The organism is Pinibacter aurantiacus (assembly GCF_019130065.1).
Classification (GTDB): Bacteria; Bacteroidota; Bacteroidia; order Chitinophagales; family Chitinophagaceae; genus Pinibacter; species Pinibacter aurantiacus.
This window is the reverse complement of sequence record NZ_JAHSPG010000001.1, coordinates 416,514-443,335: the sequence shown is the minus strand read 5'-3', so window position 1 is coordinate 443,335 and position 26,822 is coordinate 416,514. Positions and strand designations below refer to the sequence as shown.

The following is a 26,822-nucleotide window of genomic DNA, read 5'->3' as shown; positions in this document are numbered from 1 at the left end:
ATAGCAATGTTAAATTAAATTAAGTAGAGAACTGAGCGGACATAGTAGTAGAAAGAATAGGCACTTCAAGCACTTCGGCAAATAATGCTTTGTGCCTGGCCGCTACTTTTTCCCAGGTTGTTTCTCTTGTTCTCATAAAAGCGTTCTGGCCCATTTGTATTCGGATCTTATCACTGTGTAAAAGATTGATCACGTTTTCAGACAATTCATGTGGGTCATTTGTTTGCAGAATAATGCCCGTTTCGTCATCCAGCATTTCTTTTGCCAAAACAAATGAGTTGGAAATGATAGGACAACCTGCGCTCATAGCATACAGGAAAGTGCCGCTCATGGCCTGATCCGGGTCTTTGGAAGTAAAAAGATAAATATCTGTCAATGCCAAATACTCCATCAGCTTTTGTGTAGGCACATATTCATTGATCAGCATTACATTTTGCCGTAAGTGATTGTCATCAATTAATTGTTTTAGAAAATTACGGTATTTCTCTCCTTCCTGTTCAAGCAGGTTAGGATGCGTTTGTCCTAATACCACATATACTGCTTCCGGAAAACGCACACTGATTTCTTTCATAGCCAGTATACCTTTCTCAATACCTTTATTCGGGCTCAATAATCCGAAAGTGGTAAGCACCATTTTATCGGCAAGGTTATAATGGATCTTCAAATTTTGGGAAGTGATGACGCTATTGGTGTGTGTGCCATGCGGTATGATGGCTATTTTTGCAGCTTCTATTCCGTAATATTCTTTCAATATCCAGGCGGAATGATTGGTCATTACCATCACTCTATCTGTCAGCAACGCAATGGATTGTACAATCTTTAACCGCTTTGCATCAGGCGATGGCAATACTGTATGAAACCTAATGATAAATGGCTTTTCAAGTAAGGCGATGAAGCCAAGTAAGAATTCACCCATTTCGCCGCCATATAAGCCAAACTCATGTTCAATGCATACAAGTGCAATACTTGTATCGTTGTTAATAATGCCAGCCGTTTCAACAACAGAACTTAATATATGACCATCCATTATCATGGTAACCGGCGCGCTGTATAGTCCTTTTGCATTCTTCTTATCCAATGCGCAAATATTAATGATATAATCACCATCAATTTCTTTTTGCACAGCATTGGTAAGATCCTGAGTAAAGCTTGCTATACCACACTTTGCAGGCGGATAAGTGCTCAGGAATAGTATTTTTTGCTTATGATTTATTTTTGTCATACTAGTTTTTTAATAAAAATGGCAGGGCACAACAATACCAATTGCTCATATTGCTACATATGCCGATTCAAGTAAAGAGATATAAATTGTAAAAACTATTTTATTAGACAGTTAAATACAACAAAGCAATCAGATGTTGCTTATAAAACGAATTAATTACACGGAAGAGAAATAAAGAAGATCTTCTATAAAGTCCTCCCAAGGTAGTTGATTTAATTGACGCTGCCCATTATATTATGCATTGTGCTGGAGCTGAGCGTTTTTAGTCTAAAGTATTTGGCCTTTAAAACACCTTTACGATGAAGCCATCATGATAATAAAATGAAACATTGAACAGCAAAAAAATGCCAGCTCACTTTAAATCATCTTAAAAAAGTCAGGCCATATTTACTGGAAAAGCCAGCGATTTCGAGGCCATGCTACCAAATAGTTTGCCTCAACGCCAATTGTTTGTCAAAACCGGATGTAGGTCAAATAAAAAGGGTGATATGAGTCTAAAAGGCCTGGATTTTCCAGCAGGAGAGGGGCGTCGATGGCCGGGTGTAGGTAAAGATGCCGGAGGCTTTTCGCTGTCCTGGTTTTTTTCCCCACTCAAAAGTATAATAGACCTTTCGGTCATTGCGCATACGCCTTGGTGTTATAATGATGTTCACTTAGATAAAACCACCAAGAACATGCCTATTTTTTTCTTTTTTTTGACGTGTGTGCCGTTTGTGTGCCGCCTTTTAGAGGTACTATGGAATTGAATATGAAACCATTGTAAAAGCAAAAGAAAAAAGGCTTTCAGAATCGTTTGATTTTGAAAGCCTTTTAAGTGCCCAGGACTGGAATCGAACCAGCACATCCTTGCGAATGGCAGATTTTGAGTCTGCTGCGTCTACCAATTCCGCCACCTGGGCATTTCCTGTAAGAACTATTCCGTTGGGGGTGCAATATTACGTTGCGAATTGATTCCAACCAAAATCTTTTCAAATATTTTTTAAAAAACCTGAAAAAATTATTTGCAACAGCTTTTCTTAGGCACCAGCACGCTTTTTATTATGTTCCAGATCTTCTTCCACATTGCTGTATGATTGAGAATGTAAGGTAGCTAGAAACTAGGAATTAGGAATTAGAAATTAGAAATTAGGAATTAGGAATTGATGGCATAGCAACCTTTATGTTCAAGAAACCTTTGGGGGTGACACCTTAATTCCTAGTTCCTAATTCCTAATTCCTAATTGAGTTGAATCTAATGAATCGCATATTCCTGTGTGGCGTATTCTGCATTGGCAATTACTGTTGCAGCGCCTAATTTTCTATGATTGTCTCCAATTGAATAATAGCCTTTCGTGGCCGGAGAAGCCGTGCCAATGGTGATAACCGGCGTTTTGCTCGTTCGTGCTTTTTCATTTATTGAATAGTAACCTTTGCCGACATTGTGGTTGCCTGAAGTTACAACAGGCTGAGGTTTTTCCAGCTTTTGCGCGTTGTTGCCAATGCTATAATAACCTTTTTGTGCAGCCGGTGTTTTTTGCTGCGCAAATGAATAGCTATAACCAAATACAATACAAGCTAATGCTATGATGAACTTTTTCATAAATAATATTTTGTAGAAGGCAATAAGATGCCTCCAGTTAAAAATTAGAGTTAACGTTTCATGTTTGAGTAAGAAAGATCGCTACGGGGAATCCATTATAGGAGATAGGAACAATGTAAAACATAGAGCCTTTGGGCAGGCTGCACATTTTGGTAACTGATGAAAGTTGTTTCGTTCGTTGTTGTATTGATGAAAGACGAAATTGAAAAATTCTCTTTTGAGAAACCACCCAAAGAAGATTTGGAAACTTTGGTTTTTCCAACTGGTTGTTGATGGGCGTTTGTATTTGTATGTGCAAAAACTTTGTGAGCAATGTTTTTGCACACAGTATTTTTTGCAATTATTGTATCGCACCTAAGTGTCGTGGCTGCTTCGCAGTTTGTTGAAGCAACAACAACTACAAGCGAAAGAGACAATATGAATGCAAAAATCTGTTTCATTTACAGGTGCAAATTTACAACACTATATCTGTGAGGCGTACTTATAATTTGTTAAAAGCAATGTATCAATCACTTGCGGTTAATGTATTGCAGAAATGATCTTTTGTAAACACAAAAAAGTAGCTTTCGGTTTCGCCATTTACTTTGGTAGATTGGTTTATCAGTATTTAGTCAGCTAGACAGTAGTAAGGACTTTTTACTTTTTACTTGTTAGTGTATGCGTATAGATCAGGGGGAAGGGAAAAGAAAGTTAAAGTGTAAGCAGATAGACCCAGTAACGTTTTCCCAATCTTGGTTCAATCTCTTTCAAAATTTGAAAGCCCAGGCTTTCATAAATATGCCTGGCTGCATGCATTATTTCGGAGGTATGCAGTGCAATAGTTTTCTCTCCGTTAAGTCTGGCGGCGTCAATGCATTTTTGCGTTAACGTTTTACCAATTCCCATTCCCGTGTAATCAGGGTCAACGGTCACAAACCTGATGGAACACCAGCTTTCGTCGAATAGTTCAGTTGCTTCTCCGCTAGGTACAAGAAAACTCATGCCTACAATGTTATCATCATTATTTAGACAAACGAAGCCGGGGCCTTTCGCCAAAAGATCTTCGTAAGTTTTAATGTTTTGCAAATTCCCTTTTAACCGTGCCCAGTTTTCGGGACTTAGTTCGTTTTCAAACCCTGACCAGGCTTTTAGTGCGAGCGTTTTTAATGCTTCTCCATCGGCTTTGTTTGCCATTCTGTATTGCATGGTGTCGATTTTTACAAAGAAACTGTTATTTTAGTTGATAGTTAATGGTTGTTAGTTGTTAGCCTTTATTTTCGATTAGCGTCCACGAAGTCTTAAACTGCTATAACCTGATCGTTTAGTGGTCAGGAAGTCGCACATGAAGTCCAACAACGAACAACTATCAACGAACAACTCAACTAACACATGAAGAATCGATTCTATTCGCTCGACGTCTTTCGGGGCGCAACCGTTGCCTTTATGATACTGGTAAATAATCCCGGCACATGGTCTGCCATTTTTCCTCCGCTCGATCACGCGCCGTGGCACGGATGTACGCCAACGGACCTTGTATTTCCCTTCTTTCTTTTTGCCGTGGGAAACGCTATGGCTTTTGTAATGCCACGACTACATGAAGCAGGGGATAAGGCATTCTGGAAAAAAGTAACGGTTCGAACCTTGTTGATCCTTGCGATCGGCATATTCCTTAACTGGTCACCGTTTGTGCGATGGGAAAATGATGTCCTCGTATTCAAGCATTGGGTCAATCCGGACAATCGGTTAAACGGCATTCGGATCACTGGGGTTTTGCAACGCATAGCACTATGCTATTTTTTCGCGTCCGTCATTATCTATTACACTAAACCAAAAGTCGCTGCCATCATCGGAGCTGTTCTTCTGTTAGTCTATTGGGTGCTCGCTTACACGCTTGGTGATGCTGCTGATCCCTATAGCATGGCCGGTTACTTTGGCAATACCATTGACCAGGCTGTGCTTGGTGTACCTCATCTTTATAAAGGTGAAAAAATATTGTTTGATCCCGAAGGCCTGGCAGGGGTGCTTTCTGCAACGGTAGAGGTGATCGTTGGATATCTGGCAGGAAAATTCATTATACAGCGCGGCAAAACATTCGAAATGGTCACAACGCTGTTGCTTGCGGGCTGCGTTTTAGTATTTACCGGTTATTGTTGGGACATGGTCTTTCCCATCAATAAAAAAATATGGACGAGCTCTTACACGTTATATACAAGCGGCCTTGCAATTATTACCATTTGCTTTCTCTTGTATTGGATAGAACTGAAAGGTAAGCCTGCAAAAGGTTTGAAGTTTTTTGAAGTGTTTGGGAAAAATCCATTGTTCATCTTTGTGCTAAGTGGTTTTTTGCCAAGAGTGCTCGGCCTCCTCAGGTGGCCATCAGGAACAGGCAGCGATGGCAAACAGCTTTACACCAGCGCGTTCCCCTGGTTTTACGAACATATCTGCAAACCGCTTTCTTCCAATTTAAAAATCGGTTCATTGATCTATGCGATCATTACGGTATTATTTTACTGGATGCTGGCCTACTGGCTGGACAGGAGGAAGATTTACATAAAGGTGTAGGATGGGGGATGAATTGAAAATTGAAAGTTGAAAATTGAAAATGAAGGGAACGCAGAGTCTTATGATTTTAATGGTTAGTGAAGATTTTTCTTCTAATCATGGTAAATCATGACAATCTGCTTTCTTTCTCCTTTCAATTTTCAACTTTCAATTTTCAATTAGTAAACCCTCGTCTTCGTCACCTGCGGCATGTTGTATTGCAGAGCCAGCACTTCATCTTTGGGCTCGTACAAACGGAAGACAAGATAAAACTGTCCCTCTGGTGCAGGTAACCAGTTGCTGATCTCATTCGGTTTGGCATGCTGAATAAGAATATCAAACGAACCGTCGGAATTTGATTTCAACCCTGCTGTTTCACTGCTGATCTTGTAACGTTTCAGTTCGTTGCCGTAGAGCTGGCTCGAACCGGAAATGTACAACGTGAGCGACCAGAAGCCGTCAACAGGCGGCGGTCCGTCAAAATGAATTTTATAGTTATTATAACCGGAAAAAACGCTTTTTTCATCGTCGGTGTTGCGGGCAGTAGACAATGCTTCCTTGTCGGGCAGGCTCTCCATATATTGACCTGTTATAAAGGAGCGATATGAATAATTGTAGCCAAAGTTTTCAGGCTTGATCACCCACGACCATCCATTTACCTGCCGTGCAAATTTTGCCTGCGAAGCAATGATGGCCAGGGGAGCTTCCATCGCCGCATCTTTAAGGCCACGCAATTGTGATGTTGTTAATGTCGAAGGATTGAAACTTCCATCGCGTATGCCAATGTTCTCGAGTTGAGCAGCCACAAGTTTATTTTCATCTGTTGCAGGGTTTGACTGAACAGCCAATGCAAGTTGTTTGTAGAAGCGGAAAGAATCAGCAGGAGAATAAATCGGCAGATCGGGCAATGCCGCCACCGAACCGGGATTCACCCGGCCCTCGAAATTGCTCAGCGATTTTAGAACAAACTGATCCTGCAGGTCATGCACTCCCATTGTGTTTTCTCCCTCCAGAACTCTTAGTTTTCCGTACAGCCAAACTTTTGAAGTTTTAGATACAATGGTCTTTTTGACACCTCCCGGAAGGCTGCCATTATATCCCTCGCGGACAATGGCAAATGTGCCGCCCTCTGTACCTGTAGTTCTTTTGCCAATGCAATCAAGATAGTTGTGGTACATGTCCATAATGTTGATCACGTAATAACGGCCCGCAGTACTCGGAACCTGTAAAATATAAGGCTCATCAAGATTAATGACGGCGCTTAAGTGGAAAGCATCACAATCCGGAGCAACGCCCTTGTCCGCAGGTGTTGGCAATTGTCGCGACCAGCCCAAAGCGTTTAACGGAGCGCGGTTGTTTGTTTCAAAATTGGATCGCTGTGCGCCGATATTTTCCCTTATTGTCTGTTCCATTTTTACCATCGCATAGCCCCACTCGTAAGCAAGGACGCCCAATGCCCTTGCGCCCGCGTAATTGCCCATGTTGATGGGTTGTGCAGTGGACGCAAGGCCGGCAACAGGATCTTTCAACCTGCGAACGCGAGCCATGATGCTATCAGGACTCTCGTCGTTAGCCATAATAGTTTGTTCGGTTGTTGCACCGTGATTACAGGAAATAAACAGGAGAAGAGCGATTGCGTAAATGCCCGGGATTTTCATAAAATTTGTTTATGAGTTAAGCATGATCTCCGTTTCAGGGATGGTAGGGAGTCGGCCGGGCTTGTGGGTAACACACACAGAACTACACAACAAAAATGACGCCGTTTAGTTTAAATCCTACTGATTTTTTTCATGAGATAAACTGACGGTGTTGCAAAACTTGGGTTTAAACATTACATTTAAGTACTGCCATCTAAGAACATTGTGTGCCGCTAATGGCTGTTTTCAATGTCCGCCCCAAACTTATTAACCTAAACTTTTCCATGTGCGATCTTTGGTGGTTTTGCTTTAGCATCATGCATTTCCTTTGCTGCCCTCCGCGGCGACATTCAGAAAGGAGAAGTAGTCGTTAAACATTTGCTGCCTTTTTTGAATTATACCTGAAGTTTGAGTGAGAACGCCGGCCTGAATGACTTTAGTCGGGCAGGCAGGTCATCAGGATTTTCATGATTGTCATGATTTGAAATATAAAAGAATCAAATCATTAGGCAGGGGGGCTTGCTTTACAAATACAAATAGTAATCTTTCAACAATTCCACAAATTCGTTCGTATACTGTTGCGATACATCTTTAATCGTGATGTCTTCTACGATGCATATTGCAGGTTGCCTTCGCAAAACAGCACCGAGGCGGAAATAGTCATGTGTGGTGGTTTGTTTCATTCGTAACAAATGGGCAAAATGCAATCCATTGGCCTGAGCCTCTTTCTCTAAATCTGCAAGGCGATGAAAAGGGAGAAGTAAAACAACGCTGCCTTCGTCGGCGAGCAAGGCATTACAAGTTTGTAAAAGCGTTGACAAGGTTAACGAACTGTCATGTCGTGCAAGATTGATCTTGTGTTTATCGCTCTTCAGATCCTTCTCATAAAAAGGAGGATTGGAAACGATCAAATCAAATTTTTGTGAAGTAGAAAATTGCGTGATGTCATTATGATGGATCGAAATGCGATCTTTCCAATCGCTCTCTGCAAAGTTTTGCGAAGCTTGTTCAAAGGCATGGTCATCTATCTCCACCGAATTAAAAGAAGCATTGACCTTTTGCGCCAGCATCAAGGTAAGCAAACCCGTTCCTGTTCCAATGTCCAGCACATTCAGCTTCTCCTGGCCATCTTTCCATTCCTTTGCCACCCACGCCCCAAACACACATGCATCCGTGCAAACTTTCATGGCGCACCTGTCCTGGTGAATGAGGAATTGTTTGAAGCGGAAGAAAGTATTTGCCATGTGGCGAATTAATAATTAATAATTAGTAATTAATAGTGTGGCGCTGAAAGGTTATTGGAACCGTTTAAAAGTGTCGGGGCAATTGACATCATAAAGAATAAAACAATGTCTGCATTACTAAAAGAATGATTGCATTTTCGGATGATCAGTATTAATTATTCTTTATTAATTATTAATTACCTCACTACCACTCTGCTCTTGCACTCGGCACCACTCCCAAATCCGCAAAGTCTTTATTCAGGAATTTATAATAAGCCGTAATGGCGATCATGCCGGCGTTATCGGTGCAGTATTGAAACGGAGGAATGAATGTGTTCCAATGTTTTCTTTTGCCTAATTCAACAAGACCGTTGCGGAGGCCGCTGTTGGCAGAAACGCCGCCCGCAATACAAATGTTTTTGATACCGGTTTCGTCGGACGCTCGTTTAAGTTTATTGAGCAAAATGGTAACGATGCGATGTTGAACAGAAGCGCATATATCAGCCATGTTTTCCTGCACAAAGTTGGGATTCTTTGCTGTTTCATTTTGCAGGAAATACAAGATCGCCGTCTTCAATCCGCTGAAGCTAAAATTCAGTCCGGGAATTTGTGGTTCAGGAAAAGCAAAGCGTTTAGGATTGCCGTCCTTTGCATATTTGTCGATCAACGGGCCGCCGGGATATGGAAGACCCAGCAACTTTGCAGATTTATCAAAAGCTTCACCCGCAGCATCATCCATCGTTTCACCAATCACGCGCATTTTGTCGGGAGATTCGCACAATACAATTTGTGTGTGGCCCCCGCTCACGGTAAGGCAAAGAAAAGGAAACTCAGGGCGCGGTTCTTCGATCAAATTTGCCAGTACATGCGCCTGCATGTGATGCACTGCAATTAATGGCTTGTTTAGCGCCAGCGACAATGACTTGGCAAATTGAGTGCCTACAAGTAAAGAGCCGATCAAACCGGGCGCCTGCGTAAAAGCAATAGCGTCTATTTCTGCCAGTGTGCAATTGGCGTTCTTCAGGGCTGTATCTATCACCGGCACAATGTTTTGCATATGTGCCCGCGAAGCCAGTTCAGGCACCACGCCACCATACTGCGCATGTACTTTTTGGCCTGCAATAAGATTGGACAACATCACACCATCTCTGCAAACCGCAGCGGAAGTATCATCACATGAAGATTCTATTGCCAGAATTGTAACGCTCAATGTCAGAAAATTTAAGGTGCGAAGGTAGGAAAAAGAGCGCAGGTAGCCAGTAGCCGGACGCCGGTTGCCAGTGAATACTGTTTGCATGAACACTATGCTCATCCCGGCTACTGGAAACTAGCTACTGGCTACTATTTGCTTCTGATCGCCACCACCGGATTCATCCTTGCTGCGATGGTCGCAGGAATAATGCCCGCCAGCACCCCAACAAATATGCAAATGCCAATAGCAAGTGACAATATACTAAGGGAAATATAGATGGGGAAACCCAGTGTTGCAGAAAATACTTTTGTCAAAAGGAAAACCAATGCCAGGCCGATCAGCCCGCCCAGAATACAAAGGAAGGCAGATTCCATTAAAAACTCCATTAGAATAACACCGCGCTTGGCACCAATGGCTTTTTTAAGGCCTATTTGACTGGTACGCTCCCTTACTGTTACAAACATAATATTGGCCACGCCAAACATGCCCACAACCAGGGAAAGTGCTGCAATGGCCCAGCCGCCCTGGTTAATACCTGAGAAAATGCCGGAAGCGAAGTTGCTGAAGGAGTCAATATCGTTTAAAGTGAAGTTGTTGTTTTCGGTGGGTTTCAGTCTTCTGATGGAACGCATCGCACCGGTCAGTTCTTCGCGCATTTCAGTTACGGGGATTTTTTCCTGTCCCTGAACAATGATGGTCGTTTCTACAGATTTTTCATTCATCAAACCACGTAAAAATTGATAAGGCATAATAATCGAATTATCAAAATCCCAGCCACCGATCATGCTCTTGCCCTGCTTCTTGATGAGGCCCACCACAAATCCTTTTTTGCCTTTTAAATCAATTTCTTTTCCAACGGCCCTTTCAGCAGAGCCGAAGATTTGCTCTGCTACATCGTTGCCCATCACAATTGAACTGGCGCCACGGTCGAAGTCAGATTGCTGAAGATATCTGCCGGATACAATTTCTATGTTTTGAATGTCGCTGAACTCTTCCGTAATACCATAAAAGTTGACGCCGCTCAGCGTTTCACTTTCATAGTCGATCTTATCATTGGAGTTAAGCAGGAATGTAATATTCTTTATAGTGGGCACTTTGTGCTTCAGTTGCCCCATTTCAGCGTAAGTAACATTGGGGTAGCCCATAGTTTTCCACCAGGGGTTTTGCTGCGAAAAATCAGTTTTCTGCACATAAATGGAATTACTCCCAAGCGCCTTGATATCCGTCTGCACGTTGCGTTCCAGGCTGTTTACAGTTGCCAGTACACCGATAATGCAAAAGATACCAATGGTGATGCCAAAAAGAGAAAGAAAGGTCCTTAATTTATTGGCCCTGAATTCGTCGATGGCCATTTTAAAACTACTGCCTATGATTTCGAAGATTCTTCGCATGAGTCAAACGTAGTAAAAAAAGTTGAGAGTTGAGAGTTGAGAATGGAGAGTGGTGACAGTATCACTTAATCATCACATTCAGTCTTGCAGATAACTCTCAACTCTCCACTCTCAATTCTCAACTCCCTGCTAATTTCCTGATTCATAATACCTTCAAAAAATGCCTCACTTTTTAACACCAAAGTCATGGCTTTTTCAAATAAACTATATTAATTTAGGAATAGTAAACGCCCCCTGGGAAGGAGGTTTTCATTTCTTCACTTTTATAAATTTATTCCCATGGTTACTACAGACACAACACAGTTCTCTACGGAGTGTACAACTTGGAAAAATACACTTCGTTCCAACCGCGAAAGGCTAACTCAACTCGAAAGATCACTACTACAGATGGCTCCACATCTAACGGACCGAGAGTCGCAACACGACATCGAACATTTCCAAAATCAATTTCGCATCCAGCTTTTAAACGTGCATGATCTTAAACATGATATTAAGAATCATGAAAAATTTGCTGAGTGGGAAATGAACAGAAGTGACGGACATTTCAGCGAAGCAACCTACGTCGAGCATGAAGATCTTAACGATCGCTACAATTATTTAGAAAGTGTGCTTGATAATTTGCAGGAAGATTTTAAAAAGTTCTCTCATCATTACACGGCATAATACTACGTGAATATTCTATCTCCGTACTCCATAGGTTCCAGTTTTAAGGCTAATTAATAATTAATAATTAATAATTAAAAGGGTTATATCGTTTGCCAAATGCTGCCACTCAAATTTTTAAACAAATTTGAAAACATCGTTTTTGCAAGCCTGTTACCCTATTAATTGTTCTTTATTAATTATTAATTATTAATTCACAATTAAAAACGTTTGCCATGGCAGAATACGATACTTTACACGTCAAAAACATTGTCTTGCTGGGGCACGCCGGCGCCGGTAAGACGACATTAGCGGAATGCATGCTCTATGAAGCAGGTCTTACCACGCGCCGCGGAACAATTGCAGAAAAAAATACAGTAAGTGACTACCACGAACTTGAACAACAACGCAGCAATTCCATCTTCTCCACTTTACTTCACACCAAATGGCGCGGCTACAAAATAAACATTATAGACACTCCGGGTTATGATGATTTTGTTGGCGAAGTGATCGCTTCGCTTCGTGTAGCCGATACCGGTGTAATGTTGCTGAATGCTGACATGGGTGTGGAAGTGGGTACCGACATCATTTGGGAATACACGGAGCAATTTAAAACCCCCATGATATTTTGTGTGACAAAACTTGATAGCGACGAAGCGGATTTTGACAGAACCGTTCGCGAAGCGAGAGCGCACTTTGGCAACAAGATAGCCATGATACAATATCCAATGCAGCAGGGCGCTGGCTTTCATGCCATCATTGATGTATTGAATATGGTGATGTATAAATTTAAAGATGCGGGAGGAAAGCCTGAGAAGTTGCCAATTCCCGATGAAGAAAAAGAAAAGGCAGATCAGCTGCATAAAGATCTCGTAGAACTTGTTGCTGGCAATGATGAAACATTGATGGAAAAATATTTTGACAAGGGAACATTGGAAGAAGATGAAATGAGAGACGGCCTCAAAAAGTCAATGATCAACCACGATCTATTTCCGTTGTTCTGTGTTTCTGCAGAGCGAAATATGGGAAGTGGAAGGCTGATGGGCTTTATAGACAATGTTTGCCCATCCGCCAATGAAATGCCACCCCAAACCATGAAGAACGGAGGCAAACTTCAATGCGATGCAAAAGGTCCTGCCTGTATCTTCATGTTTAAAACCATTACAGAGCCACATGTGGGTGAAATGTCTTTGTTTAAAGTATACTCCGGCACTATAAGAACAGGCATGGAGCTTTCCAATGAAACAACGGGTGTGGTTGAAAAGGTAAACCAGTTGTTTGTAGTCGAGGGACATGACCGGGTGTCCGTGCAAGAGCTTGTAGCCGGCGACATTGGTGCCATGATAAAATTGAAAAACACCCACGTAAACAATACGCTTCACGAAAAAGGCAGGAACTACGAATTGATGCCGATAGAGTTTCCCAAGCCTAACCTCAGCATGGCGATCAGCACAAATAAAGGCGAGGAAGAGAAAATGTCGCAGGCCCTGCATCAGCTGCAGGAAGAAGACCCTACCATTATTCTGGAAGTCTCTCAGGAGCTAAAGCAAATCATTTTGCATTGCCAGGGAGAATTGCATTTGCAGGTAATCAAATGGAAGCTCGAACATTTATACAACCTCGATGTACATTTTGAAAAGCCTCGCATTCCTTACAGGGAAACGATTCGCAAAATGGCCGAAAGTAGTTATCGCCATAAAAAACAAAGTGGTGGTGCGGGACAGTTTGCAGAAGTCTATATGCGCATAGAACCATGGACAGAAAACATGCCTGATCCGAAGGGCCTGAACGTTCGTGGTAAAGAAGAAATTCCGCTTGACTGGGGCGGCAAACTTGTGTATTACAATTGCATCGTCGGCGGCGCAATTGATACAAGATTTATTCCTTCTATCTTGAAAGGTGTAATGGAAAAAATGCAGGATGGTCCGCTTACAGGTTCATATGTGCGTGATGTGCGTGTGAGTGTGTATGATGGGAAAATGCACCCGGTAGACAGTAATGATATTTCCTTTAAAATAGCAGGTTTGCAGGCATTTCGCCAGGCATTTCAAATGGCCGACCCGCAACTGCTGGAACCGGTTTATAATGTTGAGATATTGTGCACCGATGAACAAACCGGTAACGTAATTGGCGACTTGCAAACAAGACGTGCGATGGTGGAGGGCATTGATGCCGCAGGACATTTCCAAAAGATATCCGCGAAAGTGCCATTGGCAGAAATGGATGGTTATTCATCGGCATTGCGCTCGCTTACGCAAGGCCGTGCGAAATTCTCCATGACGTTTCACGATTATGTTCCTGTGCCGTTTGAAGTGCAGCGTGCATTGGCAGATGCGTATAACAAGCAGGAAAGGGCAGCAGTGTCGTGAGGGAATTAATACGAACTTCAAAAGGCTTTGGCAGATGCGAACTGTTGAAGCCTTTTTTATTTACCACTTGGGGAAGAACTGTTTAACCGCAAAGGGCTCAAAGGTTGCGCAAAGAAAACGAAGGAAAAAGTTTGCATTTTACCACTAAGACCCGTCCGACTGGAGTCATCCGGGCGGGCACTAAAGACACTTAGCTGCACTAAGGTTTTCCTCAGTTGTAAGATCTTTGCTTCCTTTGCGCAACCTTTGAGCCCTTTGCGGTTAATCACTTCTTAGTGAATCTTAGTGTGCCCTTTGTGCCTTAGTGGTGAAGATTCTGGTCTTTCACTATCTTTACTGACAACACTCAACGAACAACTTCAACGCCATGTCCAAAAGCACGGAAAGATTCAGCAACAGGGTAGAAGACTACGTACGCTACCGGCCACATTATCCGGAGCAGGTAATAGAATTTCTTGAAGAAGAATATGGCTTGACAACCGACAAGAAAATCGCTGACATTGGCGCGGGCACAGGCATTTCAAGCGAGTTGTTTTTGAAGTCCGGTTACCATGTAACCGCCGTTGAACCGAACAGAGAAATGCGTGAAAAAGCAGTGGAACTGTTACAACCATTCAAGAATTTTACTGCAATAAACGGGACTGCCGAAGATACCACTCTTAAGGATAGAAGCATCGATGTAATTATTGCCGGGCAAGCGTTCCATTGGTTTGATGTGTCAAAAACAAAAAAGGAATTTCAGCGCATATTAAAACCCAAAGGAATCGTTGGATTGATATGGAATGAACGGTTGACGCTTTCACCATTTGAAAAAGAATATGATGAGCTCATCGTTAAACATGCCCGCGATTATGTGAAAGTGGACCATCGCAACATTACCAAACCGGACATTGACAAGTTTTTTGCACCCGCAACTTGTGAGCTGAAAGTTTTTTACAACTTCCAGATATTTGATTTTGAAGGATTAAAGGGCCGATTGCTTTCTTCCTCCTACATGCCTTCTGTAAACGATGATGGTTACACGGAAATGATCAACGACCTGAAAGTGCTGTTTGACCATTACAAAGAAAATAACCTGATCAAAATCGACTACGATACCAAATTATTTGTTGGCCTTTTTAGATAAAACTTCGACTACATGTAGAGGTTGGTTTACTGTTTTATCAAATAGTGAAATGGCCGGCTATTGTACTTGCGCGGCCGTTTCTTTTTTTTGAAAAAAAATTCGCAACTGCTTTGAATCGGTAAAATCTATATCTACTTTTACTTTACCTCTTTTAAATATTTCGCTTGCTTTATCCTATCTGTGCGGCGACCTGTATTTCTTCATCTGAGTAATTCCACAAAAGCGTTATGGGACAAGACTTCCAATAATCCTTACGTATTCTGTAAAGACTGTCATTATCTAATCTAAAAAAAGTAAAAAATGAAACTCCTTTTTGCTATGGCAATGCTATGCTCATTGCTAACCACTAAACTATCTGCACAAACGACTCCTGAAAAGGAACCCAACCCTGTGATCGTTACAAGATTTCAGATTAGCCTTCCTGATGATGCACGCCGGTCCGAGTTTGATTCGCTCATGAATATGTATGTGGAAAAAGGCATCAGACCAAATGCAATGATCAAGAACTACCGCTTGTTGCGCCATTGGTGGGGAAGCAACAATATGGAAGTGGTGATGATTTACGAAGTAGACGGCTGGAACAACGTTAACAAAGCAATGGAAGAAGCTGACAAGCTAATCGACGCATCCATTACCGACAAAGCAGCAAGAGATAAATACTGGACCCGTTTTGGTAAGTACCTGAATAAACACAGTGACGAGATAATGGCGGATATCGGAAAGCCGAAAATGTAGTGGAGAGTGGAGAGTGGAGAATTGAGAGTGGAGAATTGAGAGTTGAAAATTTTTGGTTTTGAGTTTTCACTAATGAGGTGCGGTGTACGAAATGATTTGCGGTTGTGCAAATAAGTTTCGGCATCGCATTTTATTATTTAGTCCTCTTGTGACTTTTAAATTCTGCAGCTCAAAGTGTCCGCATTAATGCTTAAAGACTGCTTGTCATCCCGAGGAACGAGGGATCTGGGTGGTTCTTCAACAGCCTGTTTGCACAAGACCCAGATCCCTCGTTCCTCGGAATGACAAGTGGCAGCCTATTGGTTCTTCAAACATTTTGTTCGTTCAGCTTGCCGGTTTAATTGTCATTCACAGGCTGCATTGTAAGCTTACCTTTTTCTATGGTTATGCTTATCCGTTTTTCAGGTGGAAACCCTGCGTGCTCTAGCCATTTGCCCATTAAACGAAGCATTGGAACCTCCGTATATCTGCGATACGAAGAAGGTTGGAGATAACTTGTTAGTGTGAAATAGCGAACTGGTTTGTCGATTGCTTTGGGCTTTGGAGATTTTTTCTTTGCGGCGTTAGTCAATGTAGAATGAAGTTTAATCGGCCAAAATTAAATACGGTTTCAGCCTTTCCCGTTGACTAACACTTTTGACAGCTGTGGGCGCATTAACGCTCCACACGGGGGTACTGAAACCGCGTATTGTTTTGTAAGAGCTTACAAAGGTCTTACAATTATAGTTTCAATTACCACTGTCAATTATGTTAGTCGCGGCGAAAGTAAAAAGAGATGCTAAAGTAGTGTTGTCAAAAGAGTCAAAAATGTTTGCGAAGGAAATAGTTTCTAAATACGTCTTGCATAGTTTAACATGTCACACCCAATCGTTGGCGCGGATATGCAGCATGGCTTGTGCGAGTGCGTATCCGTGCCAACGATTTCGTGTGCGTGCAGTAGCCGTTACAGCGTGAATGCCCGGCACAGACACGCCCTGCTGCGACGGCGGCGCTGCATGTCTGCGCCAACAGCGTGAGGGTGTAGCAGACATTAAATCACTACAAAAAAAATGGCAGCCTTTTCAAGCTGCCACTCTATAGTCGAAAGTTAATAAGCGATTATACTTGCTCTTCCATGTAGCTTTCAATTGGCTCGCAGGTACAGATCAGGTTTCTGTCGCCGAACGTGTTGTTTACGCGGGCTACAGAAGGCCAGAATTTGTTCTCCTTCACGTAAGGAAGAGGGAACGCTGCGGCTTCGCGGCTGTATGGTTTTGACCACTCAGAACTGATCACTGCAAATTGTGTATGTGGTGCATTTTTCAACGCATTTTCTTTTTTGTCTGCAGTACCTTCTTCGATTGCTTTGATCTCTTCGCGGATGGCGATAAGTGCATCGCAGAAGCGGTCAAGCTCAGCTTTGTCTTCGCTTTCTGTTGGCTCGATCATGATCGTGCCCGGAACAGGGAAGCTCATGGTAGGAGCGTGGAAACCAAAGTCGATAAGGCGTTTCGCGATATCTTCAGCTTCGATCTCAGCAGATTTTTTGAATGGACGAAGATCTACGATGAACTCGTGGGCACACTGACCGTTGTGGTTTGTATAAAGAATGTCGTAGTGTTTTTCCAATCTTGCACGCATATAGTTTGCGTTCAGGATAGCATATTCCGTAGCTGCTTTCAGTCCGTTTGCGCCCAGCATGCGGATGTATGCATAGCTGATCAACAGGATAGAAGCAGAACCAAATGGTGCCGCAGAAACAGCATGTTTTTCGGTGCCGTTCCATTCGCCCACTGTGTTCTGTGTATCTTCAACGTGACCTGGCAGGAATTTAGCAAGGTGTTTTTTCACGCAGATAGGTCCCATTCCAGGGCCGCCACCACCGTGAGGAATCGCAAATGTTTTGTGCAGGTTCAGGTGGCAAACGTCAGCGCCGATAAGACCTGGAGCCGTTAAACCAACCTGCGCATTCATGTTTGCACCATCCATGTAAACCTGTCCACCGTGTTGGTGAACGATATCAGTAATTTCTTTTACAGTTTCTTCGTATACACCGTAAGTGCTTGGGTAAGTGATCATGATGCCGGAAAGGTTAGCCGCGTGTTGTTCCGCCTTTGCTTTCAAATCCGCAACATCAATATATCCGTTTTCCAAAGCTTTTACTACCACCACTTTCATGCCTGCCATTACTGCACTAGCCGGGTTTGTACCGTGTGCAGAAATAGGGATCAGCATTACATCGCGGTGTCCTTCGCCGCGGCTTTCGTGGTATTCGCGAATGGTTAACAAACCAGCGTATTCACCTTGCGCACCACTGTTTGGCTGCAGGCTGCACGCGTCGAATGCTGTGATTTCGCACAAATAAGCAGAAAGCTCATCTACGATTTGTTGGTAACCTTTTGTTTGATCTGCCGGTGCAAACGGGTGCATTTTAGCCCAATGGCTCCAGCTTAAGGGAATCATTTCGCTGGCAGCGTTCAATTTCATTGTACAGCTACCAAGGCTGATCATGCTGGTGTTCAAAGAAAGATCTTTGTTTTCCAGCATTTTTATATAACGCATCATTTGTGTTTCGCTGTGGTGAGCGTTGAACACTGGATGTGTAAGAAAATCTGATGTTCTTGTAAGGGCACTTGGAATAGCGCTCAATACATCTTCGTGATTGATGCTGAAAGCTGCTACGTCATTCTCGTTTTCTTTGTCTAACACTAATAAGATGTCGAGCAAATCATTTGGTGTAGTAGTTTCATCCAAAGAAATACCGATGTGGTTATTATCGATGAAACGGAAGTTGATTTGTCTTTCTGCTGCTTTAGCGATCAGGCTTTTTGCATCAGAAGTTCTTATTGTAATGGTATCGAAGAAATATTCGCTTACCAGCTCGTAACCTTCTTCCTGCAGTTCGTTTGCCAGTGTTTGAGTCAGCAAGGCAACACGTTGTGCAATATTTTTCAAGCCGTCCGGCCCATGATAAACCGCGTACATAGCCGCCATGTTTGCCAACAACGCTTGTGCGGTACAAATGTTAGAAGTTGCTTTTTCACGTTTGATGTGCTGCTCACGTGTTTGCAACGCCATACGCAAAGCCCTGTTGCCTTGTGCATCGATACTTACACCGATGATACGGCCCGGGATACTGCGTTTGAACTCGTCTTTTACTGCAAAGAATGCAGCGTGAGGACCACCAAAGCCAAGAGGAACACCAAAGCGTTGCGCCACACCGCAAGCCGCATCGGCACCCAACTCACCCGGAGGCGTTAATAATGTAAGCGCCAAAAGATCGGTAGTCATTACCACATATGCGCCCACTTTGTGTGCATTGTCGATAAATGAACGGTAATCTTCTACAGAACCTTTGTCATTTGGATATTGAACAAGGGCTCCGAAATATGTTTCGTCAAACTGTGCTTGTTTGTAATCGCCAAAAACCACTTCAATGCCAACAGGAACGGCTCTTGTAATGATAACATCCTTTGTTTGCGGGAAAGTATCGTTGTCCACGAAAAACTTAGGACGGGAAATGTGATCGTGGTCTTTATTCAGTGCGTTAAAAAACATGGTCATTGCTTCCGCAGCTGCCGTGGCTTCATCCAGCAAAGAGGCGTTGGCAATTGGAAGAGCAGTCAGGTCACTCACCATTGTCTGGAAGTTCAACAGACTTTCCAAACGGCCCTGTGCGATTTCTGCCTGGTATGGAGTGTACTGTGTATACCAACCTGGGTTTTCGAAGATATTTCTCAAAATAACCGAAGGGGTAATGTTGTCATAGTAACCCTGACCTATATAATTTTTGAAAGTTTTGTTTTTAAGGGAAACCTCCTTAATGTGCTGCAAATACTCGTATTCACTCATCGCGTTAGGAAGGTTCAGTTCATGCTGCATGCGTATAGCTGCGGGAACAGTTTTTCCTACCAGGTCTTCAAGACTATTTTCGCCGATCGTACGTAGCATGTGAGTAGAATCTGCTTCAGTTGGCCCAATGTGCCTGCCTTTAAATTCACCGGATTGCGCTTCAAATAAATTCATAAATATTAGTGTGGTTGTACTATTTGAAAAGATGCGCAAAGTTAGTACGAAACCAATATAATTCAACGGGTTCTTGACAAACTAGCGAGAACTGTGGATAAGCCCGGGGACGTTGTAAAAAGTTCAATAAAACATTGAAAATATTGGAAAAAGTCTGAAGGGGAAAGGGTGTTTTTAGATGCCGTTTAAGGCAAGAATTAGGAGTTGGGAATTACAAATCAGGAATTAACGGTGCAGCAGGTTGATCGGCGGTCCCGTAGAGACGCATTGAATGCGTCTCTTGACCGAATATTTTGCTGGCAAAAAAATACGGACCAGGAAGTTTGCCTCCCGATCCGTATCTTCTATTTATTTTCAACAAAATCAGTGAAAATCTGTCAAATCAGCGTTATCAGCGTGCTCACTACTCAAATTTCACCTCAAACAGCTTTGGCCACAATTTTCCGGTGATATATGTTTTTTTGCTTACGGAGTCATACGCTATACCATTCAACACCGCATCTCCTTTGGTTTCAGCATCAAACCCCTTTGCATATTTCTCAATAACGCCTGTAAAATCGGCTTTGGCTGCAACCTGCCCGTTAGAAGGGTCGATCTTATAGATGTAATTGGTTTCCCATTTATTGGCAAAAATGAAACCATTGATATATTCCAGTTCGTTGATGTCGGAAACGCCACCGTTATTATCCGTTACGCTCACAATTTTTGCTGTGTTGAAAGTATTTGGGTCAAGAAAGTACAGGTTGCTGGAACCATCGGAAACGATCAGATTGGTGCCGTCGTTTGTAATGCCCCAACCTTCTGTTTTTAACGGGAATTCCCCCAGTTTTTTCAACGATTTTGCGTCGTAAATGAAGCCTTTGTGGCCCTTCCACGTAAGTTGATAAATTTTATCTTTCAAAATAGTAATGCCTTCACCAAAGTAGATCGTGTCCAACGGAACCTTTTGAATGTTTTTACCGGTTTCTATATCTACAGTTCCTACCCATGATTTGTAAGTAGAATATTCAGGTGAGCCACCGGTGCCTTCGTACATTTTACCATCATACATTACCAGTCCCTGTGTAAAAGAAAGTGTGTCGTGCGGGTAGTCTTTAACGATAGTATATTTCAAGGCCGGAGGTTCGGCAATGTTTGGTGTGTTGCCGGCGTTGTCATTTGCCGGAGTATCGGAAGAACCGCCGTTACAGGCCGTTAGAGATACAGCCACCAGTGCGGTTAAAGGCAAAAAAAATCTTTTCATGGTTGTATAAGTTCGGGGCAAACGTAAGGGAAAATTGCGAAAAGTCGACGTTAAAAATGGAGGGGCGAAGGGTTCGTTTTGCTAATAACTGAGTAACTGAGTAACTGAATAACTGAAGTTGAACGACGACTTGCATCTGTGAACTCAGTTATTCAATAATTCAATGATTCAACCCTTCAGTTATTCAGTTACTCGGTTATTCAGTTATTCAGTCCATTCAGTTATTGGTTTAAAACCAACGTATAAATGTCAAAAAAGTATTATTCTCCAGTGTATTAAGTAGTTACTTTTGAAATAGCCTTATTACTAAGATGATTGCTTTGCTAATTGCCGGATATTGCTTCAATACCGCTTCGGTGAAATGTACCTCGCGTCAAACGTTTTTCTTTTGTACATAACAATTAAGGCAGTTTCAAAACAAACATCTGATAATAGAGTATCAATTTTTTTAAACCAAAACGCTGTTTGGTGGAGCACGCTTCATTGATTTTGGAATCCTTTTTTTTCAATAATCATAGTATTCTCAAACAAATAGTAATAATTTAAACTCGGTTTTATAAGTAGTAATTAAAAATGAGACGCCTGCGGACCGCTGTATTTCCATGCAGCGGTGTCAGCAGGCCTTTTTTGTTGCCACTGAAGCACAGAAGAACAGAGAATCATTTTCGTTTTTGATAAAACATGATGCCTTTTATTTCTGCGTTTCTCTGTGTCTCTGTGGCTATACACTCATTTTTTTAAAAATAAAGTAAGCAACTCATGACCAAAACGTTTTCGGCAAAACTCGCAATGTGCGCGGCGATTTTATTCCTATCCTGTAAAAAAGATAGTAGCGGCGGTGGTGGAAATCCGCCCCCAACGCCCCCTACGGACACTGTTGTTACAGAGGTGATCAATCCTCAGGTAGACCCTGCTTTGGCCTCAACAATTGGCATTTTTATGAATGACTGGAAAGCGAAAACTTTTACCACGCCAACGTATAAAGACACCACTATTATTACATCGAATCCATCTACGGTTACTGTTGATTTTGCAAATGTGATTTCGAAAATTTCACCGTCCATTTTTGGTAACAATGCCAATAGCTGGATGACAGGTATTGTGTCGCAACCGGCTTTAATGACGCATCTTTCTAACTTAAAAACAAACATTGTGCGTTTTCCAGGGGGAAGCATTAGTGATATTTATTTCTGGAATGCGCCAGTAAATAAGTTTCCGGCAGATGCGCCCGCCACACTTGTAGATGCAAGCGGCAAGAGTGCCGCATCGGGCTACTGGACGGGGCAAAACCAGGATGACTGGACAATAAGCGTTGACAAATATTACCAGCTTTTACAGCAAACGGGCAGCCAGGGGATCATTACGGTGAACTATGGTTATGCACGTTATGGAACAAGCAACAATCCTGTTGCAGCGGCTGCTCACATGGCCGCGGACTGGGTTCGCTACGATAATGGCCGCACAAAGTATTGGGAAGTTGGTAACGAATGCTACGGCGATTGGGAAGCCGGTTATCGCATTGACCAGAGCACCAATAAAGACGCACAACCTTTGCTGAATACGGGCTTTTTGTATGGCCAGCATTTTAAAGTGTTTGCAGATTCTATGCGCAAAGCGGCGCAGGAAATAGGCAAGACGATTTACATTGGTGCGGTTGTGATGGAGGCTGCGCCTGCATCGTATATGGGTGATACGCAGAAGAATTGGAACAGCGGTGTGTTTGGCAACACGGGAACTGTTGCGGATTATTACATTGTGCACAATTACTTTACGCCTTACAACACAAACTCTACAGCTAAAGCGATCATGGATAGCGCGTCTTCGGTGACAAGTAACATGATGAATTATATTACCTCTAACATGACGTCAAACGGTGTGGCGACGAAGCCGGTAGCTTTGACGGAGTGGAATATTTTTTCACAAGGTTCGCAACAAGCGGTATCAAATATTAACGGTCTTCATGCTTTGATTTTGCTAAACGAAGCGATCAAAAATAAATATGCAATGACCAGTCGCTGGGACCTTGCCAATGGGTGGAGCAATGGTGATGATCATGGCTTGTTTAACATAGGCGATGAACCGGGCGCTGCAAAATGGGATCCGCGTCCGTCGTTTTACTACATGTACTACTTCCAGAAATTCCTGGGCGACCGCATGATCAGCGCTGGAAATTCAAATAGCAACATCGTGACGTATGCAACTTCGTTTACCTCGGGACAAATGAGCGTGACAATAGTCAACAAGTCAACCAGTGCGCAGGAAATACAGATTACAACAAAGAACTTTAAAAAAGGCGATCGCTACTATTGGTACACCCTTGAAGGTGGCTCGGATAACGGTGAGTTTTCAAGAAAAGTGTATGTGAATGGCAACGGCTCTTCGGGCGTTTCTGGCGGTCCTGCCAATTACAATACTTTACAACCATACTCGTCTGCAACAGCCGGCGGCATTAAAGTGAAGGTGCCGGCGAGGGGAGCGGTGGTGATGGTGGTGGAGAGCAAATAGGAATCAGGAATTAGGAGTTATGAATTAGAATGCTTTGTGCGAAGTACGATATACACTATGCGAAAGCCTTTAGAGTGTTACGTCACAGCGAATTTCATATATCGTACATCGTACTTCGTACACAAATTCCTATCTTCCGTTCTCAAAAAAACACCAATGAGCTACGTTCCATCAGCATCGAGATATGATTCAATGAAGTATAACCGCTGTGGCAATAGCGGATTGTTATTACCGGCTATTTCACTGGGCCTGTGGCACAATTTCGGAAGTGTGGATGTGTTTGATAATGGCAGAAATATTGTGCGCCGTGCATTTGACAGAGGTATCACGCATTTTGACCTCGCAAATAACTACGGTCCTGAGCCGGGTTCTGCGGAAGAGAATTTCGGCCAGATACTTAAGAAAGATTTTCCCGGTTATCTGCGCGATGAGTTGATCATTTCCTCCAAAGCGGGTTACCTCATGTGGCCCGGCCCTTATGGCAACTGGGGTTCAAGAAAATATTTGATATCAAGTCTTGATCAAAGTTTGCAACGAATGGGGCTTGAATATGTTGATATATTTTATTCTCACCGTCCAGATCCTGAAACGCCTATTGAGGAGACAATGATGGCGCTGGATTCCGTAGTAAGACAAGGAAAAGCATTGTATGTTGGTTTATCAAATTACACTGCAGAGCAGGCTGACAAAGCTATCCAGGTTTTGAAGAGTTTGGGAACGCCGTGCCTGATACACCAACCGAAATATTCGATGTTTGAAAGATGGGTAGAAGGCGGTTTGCTTGATGTGCTGGAAAAGCATGGAGTGGGTTGTATTCCTTTTTCACCGCTTGCTCAAGGTATGCTCACGGACAAATACCTGAAAGGCATTCCTGAAGGATCACGTGCGGCAAAGGAGCATGGCTTCTTAAAGGAGAAGGATATTACACCGGAGCGCCTGCAGAAAATACAAAAGCTGAATGAACTTGCTAAAACAAGAAACCAGTCACTCGCGCAAACGGCACTTTCGTGGTTGCTAAAAGATAAACGTATTACAACAGTGTTGATCGGTGCGAGTTCCGTGGCGCAGTTGGATAACAATATTGATGCACTGAATAATATCGACTATAGCGAAAGTGAGTTGAAAGCGATAGAAGATATTTTGAAGTAGCCGCAAATATTTAACCGCTAAGCGCACAAGGTGGGCGTAAAGGAAACAAAGGCGGTTACTAAAATGTTTACCACTAAGGACACTAAGTTTCACTAAGAAAGCTCTAAGTGTGGCTAAGTGTCCTTAGTGTCCGCCCGGATGACTCCAGTCGGACGGGTCTTAGTGGTAAGTCTTCGGGACCTTGCGGTTAAAAAAATGGAGCACCTATAAAAGTATCACCAAATGAAGCTGTTGTTAATTTTCATTTTAACCATTAGTGCTTTTGCCACAAACGCTCAAAAGCCCGGTGAGCAAAGTATTCGGATGAATCAGTTAGGGTTCTATCCCAATGCACCTAAGATGGCCATTGTTGTAACGAAAGATTCTGCAGACGCAGGTTTTACTATTGTTTCCGCAAACAACAACAAAGTAGTGTATAGCGGTAAATTGTCCGCTTTAGAGCATTCTTCTAACTCGTCTTTGCAAACGCGTAGTGCAGACTTCAGCAAATTTAAAACACCAGGAAAATATTTTGTCGCGGTAAAAGGCGTAGCAAATTCATATCCGTTTACGATTTCGAAAAATGTGAATTATGTCGCGGCGGTTGCATCATTAAAAGGCTATTATTATCAGCGAGTTTCCATGCCGCTTTATGAAAAGTATGCAGGTAAATGGGCGCGACCTGCTGGACATCCTGACACTTCAGTTTTGGTACATGCTTCGGCGGCGACAACAGAGCGACCAGAAGGAACGGTGATTTCTTGTCCCGGTGGCTGGTATGATGCGGGAGATTACAACAAATACGTTGTAAACTCAGGCATCACAATGGGGACGCTGCTTTCAGCCTATGAGGATTTTTCAGGTTACTTTGATACTTTGAAGACAAACATTCCCGAAGAAGGCAATGGTGTTCCTGATATTTTAAACGAAGTTATTTACAACCTGCGCTGGATGCTTACCATGCAAGACCCCAACGATGGCGGTGTTTATAATAAATGTACCAACGCGGCTTTTGATGGAATGGTAATGCCGGGTGTTACGAAGCTGCCGAGATACGTTGTGCAGAAAGGAACGGGGGCCACGCTGGATTTTGCAGCGGTTACCGCACAGGCGGCCAGAATACTAAAAAAGTTTTCAGCGCAGTTGCCTGGCCTTGCAGATAGTTGCGAGAAAGCCGCGCTTGCTGCTTGGCAATGGGCGTTAAAGAATCCGAATGTTCGCTACGATCAAAATGCCATCAATAAACAATTTTCTCCCAAAATAACAACTGGTGGCTACGGTGATTTCAGATTTGTTGATGAAGGCTGCTGGGCCGCGGCCGAGTTGTTTGCCACCACAAAAGATGGCCAATACCTTTATGAGTTGAGAAAATATATTAATGATCCGATGACGTTGCCCAATTGGGGAAATGTTTACGGTCTTGGTATTTATACATTGTTGCGAAATAGTAAGACGTTGGACCTTAGTTCCCCGGAAACTGAAATGCTGAAGAAAAAAGTATTGAGTTTCGCAAGTGCATATGTAGAAGCTATTCCGTCAAATGCTTTTAAAACTGTGATGGGAAAAAGCAAAGCTGATTTCAACTGGGGAAGCAATTCAAATGCGGCCAACCAGGGCATAGCTCTGATCAATGCATATTTAATAAGTAAGGATAAGAAGTATTTAGATGCGGCACTGACTAATCTTGATTATATACTCGGTAGAAATGCGACTGGTTTTTGTTTCCTGACGGGCGTTGGAACGAAGTCGACAATGAATCCGCATCATCGCCAGTCGGTGGCGGATGGGATAGTGGAACCTGTGCCGGGTTTGCTGGCCGGTGGTCCCAATCCGGGACGACAGGATGGCTGCAAGTATGAATTCCTGGAACCAGAAACCTGCTACCTGGATGAAAGTTGCTCATACGCCAGCAACGAGATCGCGATCAACTGGAATGCTCCGATGGTGTATCTCGCTAATGCGATAGAGGCGCTGCAGGGAAATTTCACGCAAAGGCGCTAAGTTTAGATCAAAGGCGCAAAGTTTCACGCGGCGGACGCAACGGAGCAGCGACGCGGAAGTTGTTGTGTTTTAATATAGATGTTCTTGTGCGATTTTTTCAATAACAAAAGTTCGAAATTACTTCGGGTGTTCGAGACGTTTTAATTGTCCATATTTATTCTTCCGCTGAAGTGTGCGACGCAACGATGCCGGCCAAAGAACATGTGCTCACCCCAAAAACATTCCAGCCATTACCCCAAGACGCTTTTCACAAGCGTGCTGCTCCTATTAATTCTTAATTGTTAATTATTAATTCGCGTTTCGG

20 protein-coding genes and 1 tRNA gene are annotated in these 26,822 nt (G+C 42.9%); 8 read left to right on the top strand and 13 right to left on the bottom strand.

Going from position 1 to position 26,822, the window contains the following annotated elements; translation table 11 throughout:
* Window positions 1-19: 19 nt before the first annotated feature.
* From KTO63_RS01635 to KTO63_RS01615, 5 genes are all read right to left on the bottom strand, one after another.
* A complete protein-coding gene (locus tag KTO63_RS01635; protein WP_217789375.1) occupies window positions 20-1,222 on the bottom strand; it encodes a glycosyltransferase in 1,203 nt (400 codons plus the stop codon).
* An 815-nt stretch (window positions 1,223-2,037) separates the two neighbouring features.
* A tRNA-Leu gene (locus KTO63_RS01630) sits at window positions 2,038-2,121 on the bottom strand.
* A gap of 332 nt (window positions 2,122-2,453) precedes the next feature.
* Window positions 2,454-2,801 carry a hypothetical protein gene (locus tag KTO63_RS01625; protein ID WP_217789374.1) on the bottom strand — a complete coding sequence of 116 codons (348 nt, stop codon included), beginning with the start codon at window positions 2,799-2,801 and terminating at the stop codon, window positions 2,454-2,456.
* A 95-nt stretch (window positions 2,802-2,896) separates the two neighbouring features.
* Entirely contained in the window at window positions 2,897-3,241 is a 345-nt protein-coding gene (locus tag KTO63_RS01620) for a hypothetical protein (RefSeq protein WP_217789373.1), read from the bottom strand.
* Window positions 3,242-3,491: 250 nt separating this feature from the next.
* Entirely contained in the window at window positions 3,492-3,986 is a 495-nt protein-coding gene (locus KTO63_RS01615; RefSeq protein WP_217789372.1) for a GNAT family N-acetyltransferase, read from the bottom strand.
* A 183-nt stretch (window positions 3,987-4,169) separates the two neighbouring features.
* On the opposite strand from KTO63_RS01615, the gene KTO63_RS01610 reads away from it, so the two are divergent.
* The gene (locus tag KTO63_RS01610) at window positions 4,170-5,342 is read left to right on the top strand and encodes an acyltransferase family protein (protein ID WP_217789371.1); all 1,173 of its coding nucleotides are present in this window, start codon (window positions 4,170-4,172) and stop codon (window positions 5,340-5,342) included.
* A gap of 158 nt (window positions 5,343-5,500) precedes the next feature.
* On the opposite strand, the gene KTO63_RS01605 is transcribed toward KTO63_RS01610, so the two are convergent.
* The 4 genes from KTO63_RS01605 to KTO63_RS01590 all read right to left on the bottom strand — a co-directional run bounded on the left by KTO63_RS01605 (window position 5,501) and on the right by KTO63_RS01590 (window position 10,764).
* On the bottom strand, window positions 5,501-6,979 hold the full coding sequence (locus KTO63_RS01605; protein WP_217789370.1) for a DUF1254 domain-containing protein: 1,479 nt from the start codon (window positions 6,977-6,979) through the stop codon (window positions 5,501-5,503).
* A 503-nt stretch (window positions 6,980-7,482) separates the two neighbouring features.
* Window positions 7,483-8,202, bottom strand: coding sequence for a tRNA1(Val) (adenine(37)-N6)-methyltransferase (locus KTO63_RS01600; RefSeq protein WP_217789369.1), 720 nt, complete (start codon window positions 8,200-8,202; stop codon window positions 7,483-7,485).
* 184 nt (window positions 8,203-8,386) lie between these two features.
* Window positions 8,387-9,391 carry a tRNA (adenosine(37)-N6)-threonylcarbamoyltransferase complex transferase subunit TsaD gene (gene tsaD / locus KTO63_RS01595; RefSeq protein ID WP_217789368.1) on the bottom strand — a complete coding sequence of 335 codons (1,005 nt, stop codon included), beginning with the start codon at window positions 9,389-9,391 and terminating at the stop codon, window positions 8,387-8,389.
* 131 nt (window positions 9,392-9,522) lie between these two features.
* Window positions 9,523-10,764 (bottom strand): ABC transporter permease, encoded by a 1,242-nt coding sequence (locus tag KTO63_RS01590; RefSeq protein ID WP_217789366.1) that lies wholly within the window; start codon window positions 10,762-10,764, stop codon window positions 9,523-9,525.
* Between the two features lie 279 nt (window positions 10,765-11,043).
* Between KTO63_RS01590 and KTO63_RS01585 the strand changes: the two genes are divergently transcribed.
* The 4 genes from KTO63_RS01585 (at window position 11,044) to KTO63_RS01570 (ending at window position 15,636) form a co-directional block, all read left to right on the top strand.
* Window positions 11,044-11,427 (top strand): hypothetical protein, encoded by a 384-nt coding sequence (locus tag KTO63_RS01585; RefSeq protein ID WP_217789365.1) that lies wholly within the window; start codon window positions 11,044-11,046, stop codon window positions 11,425-11,427.
* 215 nt (window positions 11,428-11,642) lie between these two features.
* Window positions 11,643-13,775, top strand: coding sequence for an elongation factor G (locus tag KTO63_RS01580; RefSeq protein ID WP_217789364.1), 2,133 nt, complete (start codon window positions 11,643-11,645; stop codon window positions 13,773-13,775).
* A gap of 367 nt (window positions 13,776-14,142) precedes the next feature.
* The gene (locus KTO63_RS01575; protein WP_217789363.1) at window positions 14,143-14,901 is read left to right on the top strand and encodes a class I SAM-dependent methyltransferase; all 759 of its coding nucleotides are present in this window, start codon (window positions 14,143-14,145) and stop codon (window positions 14,899-14,901) included.
* A gap of 300 nt (window positions 14,902-15,201) precedes the next feature.
* The gene (locus tag KTO63_RS01570) at window positions 15,202-15,636 is read left to right on the top strand and encodes a hypothetical protein (RefSeq protein WP_217789362.1); all 435 of its coding nucleotides are present in this window, start codon (window positions 15,202-15,204) and stop codon (window positions 15,634-15,636) included.
* A 337-nt stretch (window positions 15,637-15,973) separates the two neighbouring features.
* On the opposite strand, the gene KTO63_RS01565 is transcribed toward KTO63_RS01570, so the two are convergent.
* The 4 genes from KTO63_RS01565 to KTO63_RS01550 form a co-directional block, all read right to left on the bottom strand.
* A complete protein-coding gene (locus KTO63_RS01565) occupies window positions 15,974-16,207 on the bottom strand; it encodes a SymE family type I addiction module toxin (RefSeq protein WP_217789361.1) in 234 nt (77 codons plus the stop codon).
* Between the two features lie 286 nt (window positions 16,208-16,493).
* Window positions 16,494-16,667, bottom strand: a complete 174-nt coding sequence (locus KTO63_RS01560; protein WP_217789360.1) for a hypothetical protein — start codon at window positions 16,665-16,667, stop codon at window positions 16,494-16,496.
* Between the two features lie 67 nt (window positions 16,668-16,734).
* A complete protein-coding gene (gene gcvP / locus KTO63_RS01555) occupies window positions 16,735-19,641 on the bottom strand; it encodes an aminomethyl-transferring glycine dehydrogenase (RefSeq protein ID WP_217789359.1) in 2,907 nt (968 codons plus the stop codon).
* A 403-nt stretch (window positions 19,642-20,044) separates the two neighbouring features.
* A complete protein-coding gene (locus KTO63_RS01550) occupies window positions 20,045-20,884 on the bottom strand; it encodes a glutaminyl-peptide cyclotransferase (protein ID WP_217789358.1) in 840 nt (279 codons plus the stop codon).
* Between the two features lie 759 nt (window positions 20,885-21,643).
* Between KTO63_RS01550 and KTO63_RS01545 the strand changes: the two genes are divergently transcribed.
* The 3 genes from KTO63_RS01545 (at window position 21,644) to KTO63_RS01535 (ending at window position 26,518) form a co-directional block, all read left to right on the top strand.
* On the top strand, window positions 21,644-23,389 hold the full coding sequence (locus KTO63_RS01545) for an alpha-L-arabinofuranosidase (protein ID WP_232372981.1): 1,746 nt from the start codon (window positions 21,644-21,646) through the stop codon (window positions 23,387-23,389).
* 156 nt (window positions 23,390-23,545) lie between these two features.
* Window positions 23,546-24,538 (top strand): L-glyceraldehyde 3-phosphate reductase, encoded by a 993-nt coding sequence (gene mgrA / locus KTO63_RS01540; protein WP_217789357.1) that lies wholly within the window; start codon window positions 23,546-23,548, stop codon window positions 24,536-24,538.
* Between the two features lie 222 nt (window positions 24,539-24,760).
* Entirely contained in the window at window positions 24,761-26,518 is a 1,758-nt protein-coding gene (locus KTO63_RS01535; protein WP_217789356.1) for a glycoside hydrolase family 9 protein, read from the top strand.
* The last annotated feature ends 304 nt before the right edge of the window (window positions 26,519-26,822 follow it).